Below are 18,477 nucleotides of genomic sequence, written 5' to 3' on the forward strand. Positions count from 1 at the left end.
GTCTTTAAATTCCAAAACAACTTTTTTTCTTCTCCTTTTTTTTCTCAATCACCGCAGGTGAAAAAAACTCTGCGACCTTCGCGATACCTTTGCGACCTCCGCGGTTAAAAACCTCAATTACAACGCATTTGGAATTTAATATCTCACTAATTCGTAATTCTCCTAACAAACGCATTTGGAATTAAAATACCCCCCGAATTTTTCATTATTAATTTTTCATTTATTTCGCCCAATCCTCTCTATCCAAACTCCTAAACTGTATCGCCTCTGAAATATGCGCCGTTGTAATCACTTCCGTTTCCTCCAGATCAGCAACAGTTCTTGCAACCTTCAAAATTCTATCATACGCCCTTGCTGAGAGCCCCAATTTATCCATCGCTTGTTTCAGAATCGCATTACATGCGTCGTCTATATTGCAATATTTTCTTAGTTCTTTGCTCGACATTTGGGCATTACAATGCGTTTCCTCAGATTCTTCAAATCTTTTTTCTTGAATTAATCGTGCCTTGATTACTCTTTCACGAATATCTTTGCTCCCTTCATCAGGTTGATGAAAAGCCAATTCATCGAAACTTACGGGTGTAACTTCCACATGTAAATCAATTCGGTCGAGTAGAGGACCACTTATTTTATTCAAGTAGTTTTGTACAATCCCTGGTGCGCAAACACAGTCTTTGTCCGGATGATTGTAGTAACCACATGGACAAGGATTCATTGCAGCGATTAACATAAATCCCGCAGGGTATTCTACCGTGAATTTAGCTCTTGAAATTGTTACATATCTGTCTTCAATGGGTTGTCGCATGACTTCCAAAACAGACCTCTTATATTCAGGTAATTCATCTAAAAATAAAACACCGTTATGAGCCAAGGAAATTTCTCCTGGTTGAGGGTAACTTCCACCACCTACCAAAGCCACATCTGAAATCGTATGATGAGGTTTTCTAAACGGTCTTTCTGTGATTAATCCTGCTCCAGCTTTTACTTTTCCAGCTACAGAATGAATTTTTGTGGTTTCCAAAGATTCATTGATGCTCATCGGCGGTAGGATTGTGGGTAAACGTTTAGCCAACATTGATTTTCCAGCACCTGGAGGACCAATTAAAACAACGTTGTGACCACCAGATGCCGCTATTTCAAATGCTCTTTTGATATTCTGTTGTCCTTTTACATCGCGGAAATCGACTGTAAATTCATCTAGTTTATTGTAGAACTCTTGACGGATGTCAATTCTGGTTGGTTCTAATCCTGTTCCATCGTTTAAGAATGTAATAACTTCGTTAATGGTGGAAGCTCCATACACATCTAACCCGTCAACAATGGCGGCTTCTCTTACATTTTCTAGTGGTAGGATAATACCTTTGAAACCTTCTTCCTTCGCTTTGAGGGCAATGGGTAAAACTCCTTTCATGGGTTGTAAACTTCCGTCGAGTGATAGTTCTCCCAGTAAAATATAATCGCTTAATGATGCTGTATCGACTTGTTCGCTGGCAGCCATTATTCCTATACCAATGGGGAGGTCAAATGTGGAACCTTCTTTGCGAATGTCAGCGGGCGCCATATTCACAGTAATTTCCTTCATTGGGTATTTATATCCGTTATTCGAAAGCGCAGCTTTTATCCTTTGCTGACTTTCTTTTACCGCGCTATCAGGCAGGCCAACTAAAATAAAACTGATTCCTTTATCGATATTTACTTCGATAGTGATTGTGGTGGCTTCTATGCCAAATACGGCACTGCCAAATGATTTGACTAACATAATGATTTAGGTTTTTAAATTATTCTAAATTAAGATAGTGAAATAATTTACATCAAAAAAATAAATCAAAATTAAATAAGGTGATTTTGTTTGGATTATTGAGCACGGTAAATTGATTTGGAAGATTTGCAAATCACTCCTTTTATTATTATTTTTAAGGAAATCATTTAAAAATTTTAAATAATGGGTTATTATAAAACAATTGACGGTAATAAGTATGATGGTGAATTATTGGAATTGGCTGATAAATTAACAGCAGGCGCTAATGATGGAAGAATTTCAAAAGATGATGCTTCACAACTTTTGAAAAGCGTAAAAGACGGCGATTCTTACACAGATATCGAAAAATCAACTGTGGCTTACATAAGAGAAAATTTCAAATGGACAGATGCAGCTGACGAATGGTTCAGAACTGAAATTAGAAAATGGGCTTCTACAAAATAGAAGTTTTTCCCAAAAGAATTTATGAGGACGTTTTGCAAAATTAAAATCTGTAATCCGTCCTTTTTTTTGAACTAATATTTCGGTCTACTAAATGCTTTTAGATAGTGGTTACACTAGGTTATTAATCGTTAATCCTTATTAGTGAAACTTTGTACCAATAACAATTAGAAATTAACCACTAAACATTAATAATTAAATATTTAACTAAAGGTTTCTTTCCACATAATCAATCAAACTATGAATAACTTTGATGTGAATCTCCTGCGCTCGATCTGCATAATTCGCGTGAGGTGCTCGAATTTCAACATCACATAGTTCAGCCATTTTTCCTCCATCTTTTCCCGTTAATCCTATAACTTTCATTCCTTTGGATTTAGCAACTTCGATGGCGTTAATTACATTTTTAGAATTTCCGCTAGTCGAAATAGCTAACAAAACATCACCATTTCTTCCAACGCCCTCTACATATCTTGAGAAAATGTATTCGTAACCATAATCATTGGCAACGCACGATATATGTGATGGGTCAGAAATAGAAACAGCACCTATTGCTGGTCGGTCATTGCGATATCTCCCCGTTAATTCCTCTGCGAAGTGCATGGCATCACACATAGAACCTCCATTTCCACAACTGATGGCTTTTCCTCCATTTTTGAAACTTTCAACCAAAATTTCACCAGCTTCGGCAATGGCCATAAAATTTTCTTCAGTATTGAATTTCTTCAATGTTTCTAGTGCTTCATTAAATTGGTCTACTATTTGTTTCATGCTTTTCGCTTTAAATTTCAAAATTATAAAAAATTAAAGATAATCATCATCGGAGTTGAAGCAATTTATTATATTTGAAAACCTGAAAAAACTATGTTAAACTATATACCATGAGAAAAACTTTACTAATTGCGATTTCGACATTTTTTCTTTTGAACGCTGGAAATTCCATAGCACAAGAGGAGGAAGAGAAGGAGTTGAATTGCTTTGAAAAATATGAGGAGGCATTCAAAGAAAGAGGTTCATATACAATTTCTGATAATATTTACAGAAATGTTATGATTTCATTTTTTGAAGGCGAAGAGGTTTTTTGCGTTCGTGGAAAAGTGCGTGTGGAAAATGGATATGTAAGCGCTATTTTTTATTACTATGATGACAATACTGAAGAACTTTATGACAAAAATTTCCAAAGTTTATCTAGTGAGCCACCATCAATTGTGAATGGAATATCAGAAATGATTGTAAACGCAGATCGAGAAAGATTGAGGGTTGTTTTCATCGACAAACTTAAGCCAAAAAGAAAGAAACTTCAAAAAATGTCTATCCCAGACGATTTATAAGTATCATTAGTTTTAGCGAATAAAAGCATTGTAAGACTGTCAGAAATGGCGGTCTTTTTTATTGAGTAAAAAGCTTGACTTTAAATGACGAATGTTTTAAGCAATTGATTGCATGCGATTAGCAAGTCGATCTTTAGTGCAATTGCACATATACCACCTTCTTTGTTTCGAAAAATTCTTCTGCAAAAAACTCGGGAATATTGAAAGTTTCATGAAATGTTTGAACTGTACTCATTTCTTCTGTTAAATCTCCACCTTTTAAATATAAAATCCCATTCGGAAGCCCATTCTTATGGACTTTATTGATTTTATTTCTTACCCATGGAATAAAAACAGGCATTTTTGTAACAGCTCTACTCACAATAAAATCGAACTTGAAATTGATTTCTTCAGCTCTTTTGTGATTGAATTGCACGTTTTTTAAGTCCAAGGCCTCCACAACTGCTTCTACAACTTTTATCTTTTTACCAATAGAGTCAACCAAGTGAAATCTTGATTTTGGAAACATAATCGCCAAAGGAATTCCGGGAAATCCACCTCCAGTTCCAACGTCCATAATTGTTGTTCCAGGCTTAAATCGAATCACCTTAGCAATCGCCAATGAATGCAGTACATGTCGCTCATAGAATTGATCCATGTCTTTTCTACTGATCACATTGATCTGTTGATTCCACTCCTCGTATAGTGGTTTCAAACGCTCAAATTTTGAAATTTGATCCTGAGTTAAATTGGGGAAGTATTTTTTAATCAATTCCATACCGCAAAAATAGCATAATCCACCACTTGTAGTAAAAGATTTATCAAGAAAATGTATTGCTTATGTAGCGATTACAGATAACAAGCCAAGTTCTATTCAAAAAGCTGCTTGTTTGAGAATAGGTTGAGTTTTCGAGCCAAGTAAGTGGGTGTGTTTAGTTTTTAAAGCAATGCTGATCGGTTCCAAGGTGTAAACGCTTGCCAATGCATTGTCTTGAGTTTATAGATGTAACTGCTTAAAAAATTAGATGCAACGTGGGCAATGTACAATATAATCAGAAACTAGATTGTGTCGCGAGTCTTTTTCATAACATTAGCCAAAAACTCCCTCGCCCTAAATAACTGCGCTTTAACCGTTCCCAAAGGTAAATCCAACTCCTCAGCTATTTCGTCATAGGTAAGTTCTTCAAAATACCTTTTGACAATTAATTCTTTGTAACGTGGTTTTAATTTATCTACAACTTCTCGCATCGTTTTTACCTTCTGATTCTTAATGAAGGTTTCTTCTGGATCTAATAAGCCTCCATCCACTTGTAAGCCTACTGGTTCACCATTTTCATTGGTGTAGGCGTGGTCCATTGAGGTCATTGAAACCCTTTTCTTACGAATAAAATCAATGCAATTGTTTGAAGCAATTTTAAACAGCCAAGTACTGAAAGCGTAGCTTGGTGAATATTGATGGATGCGGTTAAATGCTTTTCCAAAAGCTTCGATGGTTAAATCATCAGCGTCATCTGTGTTTTTTATCATTTTCAAAAGCATAAAATATACAGGTTCACGATAGCGACTCATCAATTCAGCAAATGCTGCTTGATCTCCTTCTCTCGCACGATCCACGATAATTAAATCTCTTTTTCCTTTTTCAGATAAATTACTTCCTACTTCCATTTTGACCCTGTTATTTTTGCAGAGGTGAAATATATGATGGGTGTAAAAATTGCATACAAAATGTCCCAAAATATTATCCCCCAAACAAACGAGGTTTGCTTAAGTTTATTAAAAGCCTTTCCAAAAACAATCCATTTAGAAATGATAACTAATGCTATAACACCGAGTGTAATCCATGTTATTCCTCCAATAATTAACAAAGTAACTAAAGAAATGATCATCATAAGCAGTGATAAAGGATATATTCCTAACAATAGCTTCTTGAAAAGTGGATAGCGCCCTGAAGTAGAGTAGTGTCTGGATTTTTGAACCAACCAATCCGACCATGAATTTTTGGCTTCAGAATAACAAAAAGTTTCTGGCGATAATACGATAGAATAGTTTCTTTTTTGTACTACTTCTTGAACAAATAAATCATCATCTCCTGAAGAAATAGAGTAGTGTGTTTTAAATCCACTATTGTTCATGAATAGTTTTTTTGTATAAGCTAAATTTCTTCCCACTCCCATATATGGAACACCAGCTTTGGCAAATGATAAATAATTCAAAGCGATCATCGAAGTGTCTAACCGAATTATTTTATTTAAAAATCCAGGAACTGTGTAATGTGGTCCATAACCTAAAATAATTTCTTTTTTGTCCACGAATTCATTCGCCATTGAACGTAGCCATTGGTTTGAAGTTGGTTTGCAATCTGCGTCAGTCATTAATAAATGCTCATATTTAGCACCTTTTATCCCTAAAGTTAAGGTCAGTTTTTTTCCTTGAGCTAAGTGATTGCTTCGTTCTAAATTAATGATTCTTAGGTGAGTATATTTTGCTTGAAAAGCCACTAAAATATCTGCGGTGTTATCAGTCGATTGGTGGTTGACTACAATCACTTCAAATTTAGGATATTCTTGTTCCAGAATGAATGGAAGCAGTTCAAAAAGGTTATCTTCTTCGTTCCTTGCCGAAATTATGATACTTACTGGCGGTAAATTTTCATTTTGAGAATTTTTTTCGCGATGAAATGCAATTCTACTGTAGAAGAAAAAGATCCAAAAAAGCTGCGTTAACGCCATGCTCCATAACAAAATAGAGACAAAGGTTTCATAGGGATCAGAAAAATTAGGAATGAAATCCATTTGTATAGTTTTCTACAAATATGGCACACTTGTTTAAATACAGTTATCTTTGTGTTTTTATTTTTCAACATATTTATGCACTTCGAATTATTACATCAAGATAAAAGCTCTCAAGCACGAGCAGGAAAGCTAGTTACAGACCACGGTGAGATTGAAACTCCAATCTTTATGCCAGTAGGAACTGTGGGTTCTGTTAAAGGAATTCACCAACATGAAATCGAAAATGAAATTAATGCCCAAATTATTTTGGGAAATACTTATCATTTGTTTTTGCGTCCAGGAACTGAAGTTTTGGAAGCGGCTGGAGGTTTACATAAATTCATGAATTATAATCGTCCAATTCTTACAGATAGTGGAGGTTATCAAGTGTATTCTATGTCGGGTTCTCGTAAAATTACAGAAGAAGGTGTAAGATTTCAATCGCATGTGGATGGTTCTTATCACTTTTTTACGCCTGAAAGAGCAATAGATATTCAGCGTTCAATTGGAGCGGATATTATCATGGCCTTCGACGAATGTACTCCTTATCCTTGCGATTATCAGTATGCGAAACGTTCCATGAAAATGACTCACCGTTGGTTGGATAGGTGTTTTGCACAAATGAATAACACAGAGCCAAAGTATGGTTATGAACAAGCGTTATTTCCAATTGTGCAAGGAAGTGTTTATACAGATTTAAGACAAGAATCAGCTAAATATATCGCAGATACAGATTCTTTGGGGAATGCAATTGGTGGACTTTCAGTAGGTGAGCCAGCAGAAGAATTGTATGCTATGACTGAAGTGGTTACGGCAATTCTTCCAAAAGAAAAACCACGTTATTTAATGGGAGTAGGAACGCCAATCAATTTGTTGGAATGTATCGCCCTAGGAATTGATATGTTCGACTGCGTGATGCCAACAAGAAATGCTCGTCATGGAATGTTGTTTACGAGCGAAGGAATCATTAACATTAAAAATAAAAAATGGGAGAAAGATTTTTCACCTATTGATCCTAACGGAACTTCATCAGTGGATACTTTTTATACCAAAGCTTATTTAAGGCATTTAATAAAAACGAAGGAGAGTTTAGGTCTACAAATTGCGTCAATTCATAATTTAGCTTTTTATTTAGCGTTAATGAAAGAAGCGAGAGTAAGAATCATCGATGGAACTTTCACCGAGTGGAAAAATATGATGGTTGTGAAAATGGCAAATAGATTGTAGATAAATATTCTAAATAAGATTGTAAGTGACTTATGCTTAAAATATTAGATCGATATATCATTAAGAAATACTTGATTACCTTCTTCTTTATGTTGGGAGTAATAATGATTTTGGCCATGGTTTTTGACCTTGCTGATCGATTAGGAGATTTTATTGAGAAAGAAGCTCCAATCAGTGCTATATTTTTTGACTATTACCTCAATTTTATTGTCTATTTTGGAAATCTTTTCTCTCCATTGATCGTTTTTGTTGCTGTAATTTGGTTTACCGCAAAAATGGCTCAAAACACAGAGATTATTCCCATGTTAAATAGTGGAAGACCATTCAGGAGAATTCTTAGACCGTATATGATAGGTGCAACAATTTTAATGTTGATATCCCTAGCTTTGAATCATATTGTTTTGCCAGAATCGAACAAGGTTAGGCTACAATTTGAAGATGATTATTATAGAAACGTTAGAACAATTTCTGATTATTTTGCTGAGTTTCCAGGGAAAAAAGTAGTGTATTTTGACTCTTACCGTTCTGATAAAAGTCGTGCCCTTGGTTTTGTAATGGAAAATAGGAATGAAAAAGATCAACTGGTTTCCATAATGAAAGCTAATCAGGTGTTTAATCCAGATAGTACAGATGTTTGGCGATTAAGTGATTATCATATCAGATATATTGGAAGTCCAAATGATTCGCTGGTTCATCCTGCAAATAGTGGTGTTCAATTAGATACCATTTTACCTTTTAAGTTAAGTGAAATGGCACAACGAAATTCAGTTGTTCAAACCATGGGATATGCTGAATTGAAAGAATTTATAGCCTTGGAAAAAGATAAAGGTTCTGCGGATATTGCTTTCTACGAAATTGAATTCTATCAAAGAACTTCATTTCCTTTTGCAACCTATGTTCTTACTTTAATTGGTATGTCGGTATCCTCTAGAAAATCACGTGGAGGAATTGGTGTGAACATTGCTGTGGGATTACTGCTGGCATTTATCTACATTTTTGCTATGAAAGTTACTTCTGTAGCAGCAGAGAATGTTGGTTTCCCCGCTATTATTGCAGTATGGATTCCAAATCTAATATTCGCTGTTTTAGGGCTGATTCTCTATAGAATGGCACCGAAATAGAGTCAATTATGAATTAAAAACAAGACCACGAGTCGCAGACTCGCGGTAGTACCCGGGTCTTGGTTTTAATTCGTAATTTAAAAATTCGTAATTAACTCTCAGCTATTACCTCAGTAACCTCTGGAATATGTTGTTTTAATATTTGTTCAATTCCGCCTTTCAATGTGTTTGTGGATGAAGGGCAACCAGAACAAGCTCCTTTTAAGATTACAGTAACGACACCATTTTCAAAGTTTCTGAATTCAATTGCACCACCATCTCCTTCTACGGCTGGCCTAACATATTGGTCTAATAAATCCTTAATTGCATCATCAAACTGCGATGGAGAATAATTAGTTGTATCAATTGTCTTGTCTTCTGCAACTGGCGCTGGTCTTTCCTCAGGAATCTCTGTTATTACAATGTTTCCTTCTGCAATGAAATTGCGAATATAATCGCGTAGCTCAGTTAATACATAATCCCACGCTAAACTGTCGTCTTTAGTTATCGAAACAAAGTTGTTTGCGATATAAATTCCTTTAACAAATGGAAAATTAAAAAGTTGATCTGCCAATGGTGAAAAACCTTTAGTTTCTTGTTGTGATTTAAACTCTGCTGTTGCTGAAGGGTCAATCAAGTAATTGTTGGCTACGAATTTCATTGTATTTGGATTCGGAGTCATTTCAGCATATATAGTAACCGGTATTTTTGACATAATTGTTGTTTTAATATTGCAAAAGTAGCAAGGAATAAGTGAATAAAGTTTATTTCATGGAAAGAATCCTTCGATACAACTCCATAAACTCTGTTTCGAATAATTTTATAAGCAACTCTTTTATCCTTCACCCTTCCTTTTTCTCCTTAATTAACCGCAGGTGAGGCTCCGTTTTCCTCCGTGAAAAAAAACACAATCACTTTGCAGAAGAGATTCCAGCACCCTACAATTTACAATTATCAATTCTCTGCAATTTCAACACCGCAGGTGTCCTATTCTGCCTTCAGCCAGAACCTCCCCGGCCTTTGCGGTTAAAAAAAACACAATCACTTCGCAGAAGGGATTCCTACATCCCGGCATTCAGAAGCACCCATAAAATTGTTAATTACAAGTTATATGTTCTCTTTTAAACTAAGAATTGCTTATTTTTACCTCGTGAAACAGAAATCAAACATATTTCTTCTCTTTCTAGTTGCGCTGTTTTTTGTTAGCACAACTGGTGTAACCATCTACAAGCATCATTGTAGTCATGGGGGAGAATTTTATGGAGTTTATGTGGATGTTGAACATGGTTGCGAACCAGAGGTGATTGAAGAGGTTGAAATCGCTCATGAATGTTGTTCTTCGGGTAATGAAAATACCCTTCAAGTTGAAGATGATTGTTGTGATAATGATGTGCAAGTTTATCAAATTGACACAGACCTAGCTACTAACGATGTTAAAATTGATTTCATCAACAACTTTGCTTTACCTTTCTCTAATTCAGTTTTTGTTTCATTTCCTGAATATAAGAATATATCGACATCCAATAAGGCGCCGCCTTCCCTAACTACGCTTGAGAGACTTTCCTTGTTTCAATCCTATTTGATTTAGAATAAACTATTGTATATGTTGGTTTTCTTAATGAATTCCACCAGAATGTAGTCAGTATTTTATCGCTGATGATTTAATCAATAGTAATAAGTCAAATAATATCAAGAATGAAAAATAGTTTAATATTAATAGTAATCCTGTTCAGTGGATTCTCTTTTGGTCAAAAGTTAAGTATTCAAGGAACAATAAATAGTTATATTGACGGCAAGACAACAGAACCTTTATTTGGAGCTGAGGTTTTTATGAAAAATGCCCGAGAAGGTGCTATCTCAGATGAAGAAGGTAAATTTTCTTTTAAAACGGAGGCAATTTTACCCGATACGCTAATAATTCGCGCATCAGGTTATTATTCAGATACAGCAATAATTTCAGACCGTGAATCAGTAAATTTTAAAATCACACTTTATCCAGAATTTGTTACAGACGAAATAAGAATTATCGCCAAAAGAGATAATTCTAGCATCATGCGTCTTGATCCAAGAAACGTGGAAAACTTAACGCAAGGAGAGCTACGTAAAGCAGCATGCTGTAATCTTTCAGAATCTTTCGAAACAAATGCTACAGTTGATGTAAGTTTAGCGGATGGTGTTTCTGGTTCTAAAAGAATTCAAATGATGGGGTTAAATGGGAGGTATACACAGCTTCAATTCGAAAATATACCTTTTATGCATAATCTCGATCAAGCATTTGGATTAGCATCTGTTCCTGGAACTTGGATTTCTTCAATTCAAATAACGAAAGGTGCTGGGACCGTAACAAATGGTTATGAATCTATGGCAGGGCTGATCAATTTGGAATATATGAAGCCAGATAATGTGGAGCGACTTTTTGTAAATGGATATGGAAGTATTCAAGGTCGTGCAGAATTAAACCTTCATGGAGGAAAGCAAATAAACGACAAATTAAGTACAGCTTGGTTTGTTCATGGTGCATCTGTTAAGGCAGAAAACGATAGGAATAAAGATGGTTTCAGGGATATTCCTCTGGGTGATAATTTAATTTTAATGAACCGCTGGAAATATTCATCGGAACTTTTTAGAGGTCAAATAGGAGTGAAGGCTAGTCACACTGATCAACAAGGTGGTCAAATTGGATATGACCGATATTCTAATCAGTCTGCTCAAAATTTGTATGGTGTAGGTATTAGAAATACTAATGTTGAACTTTTCGGTAAAACAGGTTTCTTATTTAAGGAAGATTTGTTTAGTTCAATTGGAGTTGTGTATTATATGAAGTACAATAAATTGAATACAGTTTTCGGCAATCGAACTTTAGATGCATCGGAAAAACGTGGGTATGTGAATGCAATGCATGAAACAATTCTTGGGAATACCAATCACAAATTAAAATCAGGATTAAGTTTTGTGTATGATGATTTAGTCCAAACAATGGAAGATAATCTACCGAATGATACAATTCAAAGAGATTTTAACAGAACAGAAGTCGTTCCTGGAATATTCTCAGAATATACCTATACTGGATCGCGTTCAATTGTAGTTTTAGGAGCAAGGGCAGATTATCATAATCTTTATGATTGGCAATTTACTCCACGGGCAAATTATAAATATGATTTGACAGAGCACATGGATATTCGTTTAACTGCTGGGAGAGGTTTTAGAGTTTCAAATTATGTAACAGATAATCTTTCTCTAATGGCTACGAATCTTCCTTGGTATGTTGATAATGATATTCAACCTGAGGTTTCATGGAATTTTGGAGGAAGTTGGTTGTGGGATTTTAAACTGTTTGGAAGAGATGCAACTTGGACAGCAGATTTCTATCATACTTTCTTCGAAAATCAATTGGTAGTGGATAGAGATGAGTCTTCAGAATATATTAGAATGGGGAACCTTGATGGTTCATCATTCTCAAATGTTTTTCAAACAGATATAAAGTTTCAGCCAATCAAGAGATTTGAAATTAAAGCAGCGTATAAGTTTTTAGATGTTCGTGCCACTACTGGAGGAAACTTAGAATCAGTATTAATGGTGCCTACTCATCGAGGATTTGTCAACTTTGCTTATGAATCAAGAAATCTAAGGTGGAATTACGATCTAACACTTTCTGTTTTTGGAGCACAGCGTTTGGCAAAAGTTATGCGTCCTGATGGAACATTCACAGAAGACAATGTAAGTAAACCATTCCCAATGTTAAGTGGACAGATCTCACACAAGTTTAAGCATTTTGAAGTTTACCTTGGAGGAGAAAATCTATTGGATTACAGGTTGGAGAATCCGATAATTGATGCAGAGAATCCATTTGGAGAAAGATTTGATGCTACTCGTGTATATGCATCTATTTTTGGTGTAAATGTTTATGCAGGATTTAGATATGCTTTAGAATATAAAAAGAAATAATATGAGTCTTATTCTTTTATAGGAATAAGAACAACGAAAAATAGAAAATTATGAAAAAGGGAATTTTATTAATAGTAGTGTTTATGACTTTAATAACAAGTTGTGCTACTACCAAGAATAGCGAGCCTACAAAATTAACTGCTTTTATAGAGACAAATGCAGAGTGTGGACAATGTAAAGAAAGAATTGAAGGATTAATGAATTTTGAAAAGGGTATTTATTATTCAAATCTAAATGTTGAATCAAAAATTTTAGAGGTAAAGTACAACTCAAAGAAAACCTCATTAGATAAAATAAAAAAAACAATTTCGGAGTTGGGGTATAATGCTGATGATGTTAAGGCGTTGGATTCGGCTCAGAAGGCGTTACCCGCATGTTGTCAACCAGGAGGGATGTAAAAGAATAAATGTCAATTGAGCAAATGAATTCATGAAAATAGGTGTTATTTTCGGAATCCATTTGCTCACTATTTTACATAGATTTAATAAAGTAATTAACAAACATATCGCAATTGTGGAAAAAAATAGATTATAATCCGTCGAGTACGAAATAAATAACCTATCTTTGCGCCCAAATTGAATAACTTAAAAGACAGAATAGATGTCGGGAATTAAAGGACAAGTTTTACAGGTGATCGGTCCTGTAGTTGATGTAAGCTTCGATAAAGGAACAGCTTTACCAAATATTTACGATGCGTTATATGTGCCAAGAAAAGATGGTACTAAAGTCGTTTTAGAAGTGCAATCTCACGTAGGAGAGAATGCTGTTAGAACTGTATCAATGGATACAACTGATGGTTTTACTCGTGGTATGGAAGTGATCTCTACAGGAGATTCAATTCAAATGCCAATTGGAAATCAAGTAAAAGGACGTTTATTTAACGTAGTAGGGGACGCTATTGATGGATTGCCAGAAACTAACCGTGAGGTTGGAATGTCAATTCACAGAGATGCACCAAAGTTTGAAGATTTGTCAACATCTTCTGAAGTTTTATTTACAGGTATTAAAGTTATTGACTTAGTTGAGCCTTACTCTAAAGGAGGTAAGATTGGTCTTTTCGGTGGTGCTGGTGTTGGTAAAACTGTATTGATTCAAGAGTTGATTAACAATATTGCGAAAGCATACGAAGGACTTTCAGTTTTTGCTGGAGTAGGAGAGCGTACACGTGAAGGGAATGATTTACTTCGTGAGATGTTGGAGTCAGGAATTATTTGCTACGGTGATGAGTTCATGAAATCAATGGAAGAAGGAAAATGGGATCTTTCAAAAGTAGATGTTGAAGGAATGAAAGAGTCTAAAGCTGCTTTCGTTTACGGACAAATGAATGAGCCTCCAGGTGCACGTGCACGTGTTGCTTTGTCAGGACTTACTTTGGCTGAGTACTTCAGAGATGGAGATGGTGAAGGTTCTGGTAGAGATATCTTATTTTTCGTTGATAATATATTTAGATTTACACAAGCTGGTTCAGAAGTTTCTGCATTACTTGGACGTATGCCATCTGCAGTGGGTTACCAACCAACGTTGGCTACTGAAATGGGTGCGATGCAAGAACGTATTGCTTCTACAAAAAATGGATCAATTACATCTGTACAGGCGGTTTACGTACCTGCAGATGATTTAACTGACCCGGCTCCAGCAAATACATTTGCTCACTTGGATGCTAAAACAGTATTGTCAAGAAAGATTGCAGAACAAGGTATTTATCCAGCGGTTGATCCATTGGATTCTACTTCTCGTATTCTTTCTTCAGCTATTTTAGGAAATGAGCACTATAACTGTGCACGTAGAGTTCAATCTACATTACAACGTTATAAAGAACTACAAGATATTATCGCGATTCTAGGTATGGATGAGCTTTCTGAAGAAGACAAATTAGTCGTTCACAGAGCACGTCGTACGCAGCGTTTCTTATCTCAACCATTCCACGTTGCTGAACAGTTTACAGGATTAAAAGGAGTATTGGTAGATATTCAAGATACGATTAAAGGATTCAATATGATTCTTGATGGTGACCTTGATAAGTATCCAGAAGCTGCTTTTAACTTAAAAGGAGATATTAATGATGTAATCGAAGCAGGTGAAAAAATGCTTGCAGAAGCTTAAAACGATATAAGTATGTGGTTAGAAGTTATTACTCCAGAGAAAAAAATGTTTGAAGGTGAGGTTGATGCTGTTCGTTTCCCAGGAATCGATGGCTCATTCCAAGTTCTTAGAGGACACGCTCCAATTATATCTTCACTTACTGAAGGTAAAATAAAAGTTGATTTGGCAAATCATGAAACAGACTTTGATGAGTTTTCAGGCTCTTTTGAACCAGATGATTCTTCAAACTCTCGTGTGATTCGAATTACAATCAGCGGTGGAGTAATGGAGATGCAAAATGATAAAATTATTGTACTTGCAGATTAAACTTATAATAAATTTGGTAAAAGGGAGTTGTATAAAGCAATTCCCTTTTCTTGTTATACTAGGTGAGGATTGCTAAATATTTTTTTTAATAGTTAATAAAATAAAGTATGCTATTAAAAGTTATTGGTAAAACATTAAGCTTGATGTAAAATGATCAAATTATAATCTGTTAAACAACGTTAAGGATAATGTGATTTTTAGGCATTAATCCTTTTTGTTATTGTAAATTAGTCGACGTATAAATTATGAGTCTTTTAAATAAAATAAATCTTGAAAAATGTCCGAAGCATATTGCCATCATTATGGATGGGAATGGACGTTGGGCTAAACAACAAGGTGAAGTTCGATTGTTTGGACATTCTATTGGTGTGGAAGCAGTTAGAGAAGTACTAAAAGCTTGTGTTGACCTAGGTGTTAGACACTTGACCTTGTATGCTTTCTCTACAGAAAACTGGAATAGACCCCAAGAAGAAGTAGATGGACTTATGAATTTAATGGTAGAAACTATTGCGAATGAAGTTTCTGAACTAGACGAAAATAATATTAGACTTAGAAGTATTGGTGATAAATCAAGACTTCCTGATGCCTGTAGAAATGAGCTGAATAGAGCCATGCATGCTACAGAAAAAAACGATTCACTAGATCTTATTTTAGCATTAAACTATAGCGCACGCTGGGAAATAGTTGATGCAGCCAAAAGATTAGCACAAAAAGTAGAAGCAGGAACATTGAAATCAGATGATATCGATGAAAATGCGCTTTCTAATGAGATGTGTATTAATGATATACCCGATCCAGAACTATTAATTAGAACTTCTGGCGAATGTAGAATAAGTAATTTTATGCTATGGCAAATCGCTTATTCAGAATTATATTTTACTGAAACTTTATGGCCTGACTTTAAAAGAGAAAATCTTTTTAAAGCGGTTGTAGATTATCAAAATAGAGAAAGACGTTTTGGTCAAGTATCTGAACAATTGAAAAATTAATATGAGACATATAACTGCTGTATTTTTATCAATTTTATTGTCTTCAATCGCTTTTGGACAAACCATCAATTATGAAGCTCCTGAAACTTATGAAATCGGACCGATTGCTGTAAATGGTGCAGATAATTTTGATCATCAAGCAATAAAATTAATTGCAGGATTGAAACAAGGTGCTAAAATTGTTATTCCTGGTGAAGAAATTACAAAAGCAATTAGAAATCTATGGGCGGAAGAATTATTTTCTGATGTCAAAATTAAACTAGTTAAAACTGTTGGAGATATAGCTTATTTATCAATTGACCTTAAACCAAGACCAAAGCTATCACGATTTAAATTTGTTGGAGCTAAGAAAAAAGATGCAGATAAAATTCGAGAAGATATTAATTTATTCTCAGGAAAAAGCATTACGGAAAACTTGCTTTACAATACACGCGCAAAAGTTATTGGCTTTTATAGAGAAAAAGGTTTTTATAACGTTAAGGTAGATATTCAACGTGTAAACGATTCTTTAATGAATAACTCTGAAATATTCATAATTAATATTGATAGGGGAGAACCAGTTAGAATTGCAGAAATTAATTTCTATGGTGTTGAGTCTTTAAAAGAAGGTAAACTTCGTCGTAAGATGAAAGATACTAAACAAAAAGCGTTTTGGAGATTTTTCAAAAGATCTAAATTTACAGAATCTGCTTACAGTAGAGATAAGGCTTTAATGATGCTTGAGTTTGAAGAAATCGGACTTAGGGATGCAAAAATTACTAGTGATACCGTTTACAGTAGAGATGAGAAAAATTTAATTATCGACTTTACAATCGATGAAGGTGAAAAATACTATTTCGGAAATATTACATGGGTTGGGAATGCAAAATATTCGTCAGGCTATCTTGATACAGTACTAGGTATTAAATATGGAGATCTCTACAATAAGACATTGTTAACCATGCGACTGGAACAAAGTATGGATGGTAGAGATATTACTTCCTTATATATGGACAAAGGTCATTTGTTTTTCCAAATTAATCCAGTTGAAATTAATGTAGAGAACAATCACATCGATTATGAAATTAGATTGATTGAAGGAAAAGAGGCACGCGTTAAAGATATTATAATAAAAGGAAACCTTAAAACGAATGATTATGTTATTCGAAGAGAAATAAGAACCAAACCTGGGGATCTGTTTAATAGAAACGATATTATTCGTACGCAGCGTGAATTGGCCCAATTAGGATATTTTGATGAACAAGCATTCCAAATTAATCCTTTACCAAATCCTGCCGATGGAACTGTTGATATTGAATATGTGGTGACAGAAAAATCTTCTGATCAAATTGAACTTTCTGGTGGTTATGGTAACGAAAGAATAATTGGGACTTTAGGATTGACATTCAATAATTTCTCAATTCAGAATATGTTTAATAAGGATGCTTGGGCTCCACTTCCAACAGGAGATGGTCAAACTTTTTCAATTCGTGCACAAACAAACGGTCGCCAATACCAATCTTATAACTTGGCTTTTACTGAACCTTGGTTAGGAGGTAAAAAACCAAACGCCCTTTCATTATGGATGAATCATTCAACTTTTAGTAGCTATGCAGATAGAAGTTCTGAAGCTTATTACAACGTGGGAATTACTGGTTTAGGACTTGGTTTACAAAGACGAAAGAAAATTCCTGATGATTATTTTAGTGCATATTATGAAATGTCTTATAGCTACTATGACATTACAAACTATCCTCAATTTGTTTTTGATGAAGGGTATTCTAATGATATTGCATTTAAATATATTTTAGCAAGAAACTCTGTTGATTCACCAATCTATCCTCGAAGTGGTTCAAAATTAACTTTCACAGCAAAAGCAACATTACCTTATTCTTCTTTTGATGGAGTTTCTGACTATAGTGGTTTGAATGCTCAAGAAAAAAATAAATTTGCAGAATACTATAAATTGAAATTCACAGGTGAATGGTATTTACCATTAACACCAGATAGAAAATTGATTTTAATGCCTAAAATTGGTTTTGGTTTCCTTGGAGCGTATAATGATGCAAAAGGGTTGTCTCCGTTTGAAAGATTCTATTTAGGTGGAAATGCATTAACTGGAATTGGTCAGTTGGATGGTCGAGAAATTATTTCACTCCGTGGTTATGATAATGAGGAGATTTCTTCTACTGCCGGAGATCCATTAATTTCAAGATTTACAATGGAGTTAAGATATCCAATTTCATTAAATCCATCAGCAACTTTCTTCGTATTAGCATTTGCTGAAGCTGGAAATACTTATACAGGCTTCGATACATTTAATCCATTTAATGTAAAAAGAACTTTAGGAGGTGGTGTTAGAATTTATCTTCCAATGTTTGGAATGTTAGGATTTGATTATGGTTGGGGATTCGATGCACTTGATCCTCATAGTAAAGGTCATGCTGGAAACAACGATTTATTAAGACGAACAGGAAAACCAGTAGGGCAATTCCAATTTATATTTGGAGCAAATCTTGGTGATTTATAATCATATCGATAATTAAT

At 34.7% G+C, this 18,477-nt stretch carries 17 protein-coding genes; 11 read left to right on the forward strand and 6 right to left on the reverse strand.

Annotated elements, in window-relative coordinates:
* Window positions 1-220: 220 nt before the first annotated feature.
* On the reverse strand, window positions 221-1,759 hold the full coding sequence (locus C6368_RS07180) for a YifB family Mg chelatase-like AAA ATPase (RefSeq protein WP_107038516.1): 1,539 nt from the start codon (window positions 1,757-1,759) through the stop codon (window positions 221-223).
* Between the two features lie 183 nt (window positions 1,760-1,942).
* Here C6368_RS07180 and C6368_RS07185 point away from each other — a divergent pair, with 183 nt between their 5' ends.
* Window positions 1,943-2,203 carry a hypothetical protein gene (locus C6368_RS07185; protein ID WP_107038517.1) on the forward strand — a complete coding sequence of 87 codons (261 nt, stop codon included), beginning with the start codon at window positions 1,943-1,945 and terminating at the stop codon, window positions 2,201-2,203.
* Window positions 2,204-2,407: 204 nt separating this feature from the next.
* Here C6368_RS07185 and lpcA read toward each other — a convergent pair whose 3' ends face one another.
* Window positions 2,408-2,971 (reverse strand): D-sedoheptulose 7-phosphate isomerase, encoded by a 564-nt coding sequence (lpcA, locus tag C6368_RS07190; protein ID WP_107038518.1) that lies wholly within the window; start codon window positions 2,969-2,971, stop codon window positions 2,408-2,410.
* A 110-nt stretch (window positions 2,972-3,081) separates the two neighbouring features.
* On the opposite strand from lpcA, the gene C6368_RS07195 reads away from it, so the two are divergent.
* Complete coding sequence (locus tag C6368_RS07195) at window positions 3,082-3,531, forward strand: hypothetical protein (protein WP_107038519.1); 450 nt, start codon at window positions 3,082-3,084, stop codon at window positions 3,529-3,531.
* Window positions 3,532-3,664: 133 nt separating this feature from the next.
* Here the strand turns inward: C6368_RS07195 and rsmG are convergent, their stop codons facing one another.
* The 3 genes from rsmG to C6368_RS07210 form a co-directional block, all read right to left on the reverse strand.
* Entirely contained in the window at window positions 3,665-4,288 is a 624-nt protein-coding gene (gene rsmG, locus C6368_RS07200; protein ID WP_107038520.1) for a 16S rRNA (guanine(527)-N(7))-methyltransferase RsmG, read from the reverse strand.
* 281 nt (window positions 4,289-4,569) lie between these two features.
* Window positions 4,570-5,175: an RNA polymerase sigma factor gene (locus C6368_RS07205; protein ID WP_107038521.1), complete on the reverse strand. Its 606-nt coding sequence runs from the start codon at window positions 5,173-5,175 to the stop codon at window positions 4,570-4,572.
* Window positions 5,166-6,302, reverse strand: a complete 1,137-nt coding sequence (locus C6368_RS07210) for a glycosyltransferase (RefSeq protein ID WP_107038522.1) — start codon at window positions 6,300-6,302, stop codon at window positions 5,166-5,168. Before C6368_RS07210 ends, C6368_RS07205 begins: the two co-directional genes overlap by 10 nt.
* 75 nt (window positions 6,303-6,377) lie before the next feature.
* Between C6368_RS07210 and tgt the strand changes: the two genes are divergently transcribed.
* Together tgt and C6368_RS07220 are read left to right on the forward strand one after the other, a co-directional pair.
* Window positions 6,378-7,508 (forward strand): tRNA guanosine(34) transglycosylase Tgt, encoded by a 1,131-nt coding sequence (gene tgt, locus C6368_RS07215; protein ID WP_107038523.1) that lies wholly within the window; start codon window positions 6,378-6,380, stop codon window positions 7,506-7,508.
* A 32-nt stretch (window positions 7,509-7,540) separates the two neighbouring features.
* A complete protein-coding gene (locus C6368_RS07220) occupies window positions 7,541-8,629 on the forward strand; it encodes an LptF/LptG family permease (protein WP_107038524.1) in 1,089 nt (362 codons plus the stop codon).
* Window positions 8,630-8,720: 91 nt separating this feature from the next.
* Here the strand turns inward: C6368_RS07220 and C6368_RS07225 are convergent, their stop codons facing one another.
* The gene (locus C6368_RS07225; protein WP_107038525.1) at window positions 8,721-9,323 is read right to left on the reverse strand and encodes a NifU family protein; all 603 of its coding nucleotides are present in this window, start codon (window positions 9,321-9,323) and stop codon (window positions 8,721-8,723) included.
* 435 nt (window positions 9,324-9,758) lie between these two features.
* Between C6368_RS07225 and C6368_RS07230 the strand changes: the two genes are divergently transcribed.
* The 7 genes from C6368_RS07230 (at window position 9,759) to bamA (ending at window position 18,460) form a co-directional block, all read left to right on the forward strand.
* On the forward strand, window positions 9,759-10,196 hold the full coding sequence (locus tag C6368_RS07230) for an HYC_CC_PP family protein (RefSeq protein ID WP_159038489.1): 438 nt from the start codon (window positions 9,759-9,761) through the stop codon (window positions 10,194-10,196).
* A 107-nt stretch (window positions 10,197-10,303) separates the two neighbouring features.
* Window positions 10,304-12,553 (forward strand): TonB-dependent receptor, encoded by a 2,250-nt coding sequence (locus tag C6368_RS07235; RefSeq protein WP_107038527.1) that lies wholly within the window; start codon window positions 10,304-10,306, stop codon window positions 12,551-12,553.
* A gap of 50 nt (window positions 12,554-12,603) precedes the next feature.
* Window positions 12,604-12,951, forward strand: a complete 348-nt coding sequence (locus tag C6368_RS07240) for a heavy-metal-associated domain-containing protein (RefSeq protein ID WP_107038528.1) — start codon at window positions 12,604-12,606, stop codon at window positions 12,949-12,951.
* A 202-nt stretch (window positions 12,952-13,153) separates the two neighbouring features.
* Entirely contained in the window at window positions 13,154-14,656 is a 1,503-nt protein-coding gene (atpD, locus tag C6368_RS07245) for a F0F1 ATP synthase subunit beta (RefSeq protein WP_107038529.1), read from the forward strand.
* A gap of 12 nt (window positions 14,657-14,668) precedes the next feature.
* Entirely contained in the window at window positions 14,669-14,962 is a 294-nt protein-coding gene (locus tag C6368_RS07250; protein ID WP_107038530.1) for a F0F1 ATP synthase subunit epsilon, read from the forward strand.
* Window positions 14,963-15,207: 245 nt separating this feature from the next.
* Entirely contained in the window at window positions 15,208-15,951 is a 744-nt protein-coding gene (locus C6368_RS07255) for an isoprenyl transferase (RefSeq protein ID WP_107038531.1), read from the forward strand.
* 1 nt (window position 15,952) lies between these two features.
* Window positions 15,953-18,460 (forward strand): outer membrane protein assembly factor BamA, encoded by a 2,508-nt coding sequence (gene bamA / locus C6368_RS07260; protein WP_107038532.1) that lies wholly within the window; start codon window positions 15,953-15,955, stop codon window positions 18,458-18,460.
* The last annotated feature ends 17 nt before the right edge of the window (window positions 18,461-18,477 follow it).

This window comes from Brumimicrobium mesophilum (assembly GCF_003025005.1).
In the GTDB taxonomy this organism is placed as follows: Bacteria; Bacteroidota; Bacteroidia; order Flavobacteriales_D; family Crocinitomicaceae; genus Brumimicrobium; species Brumimicrobium mesophilum.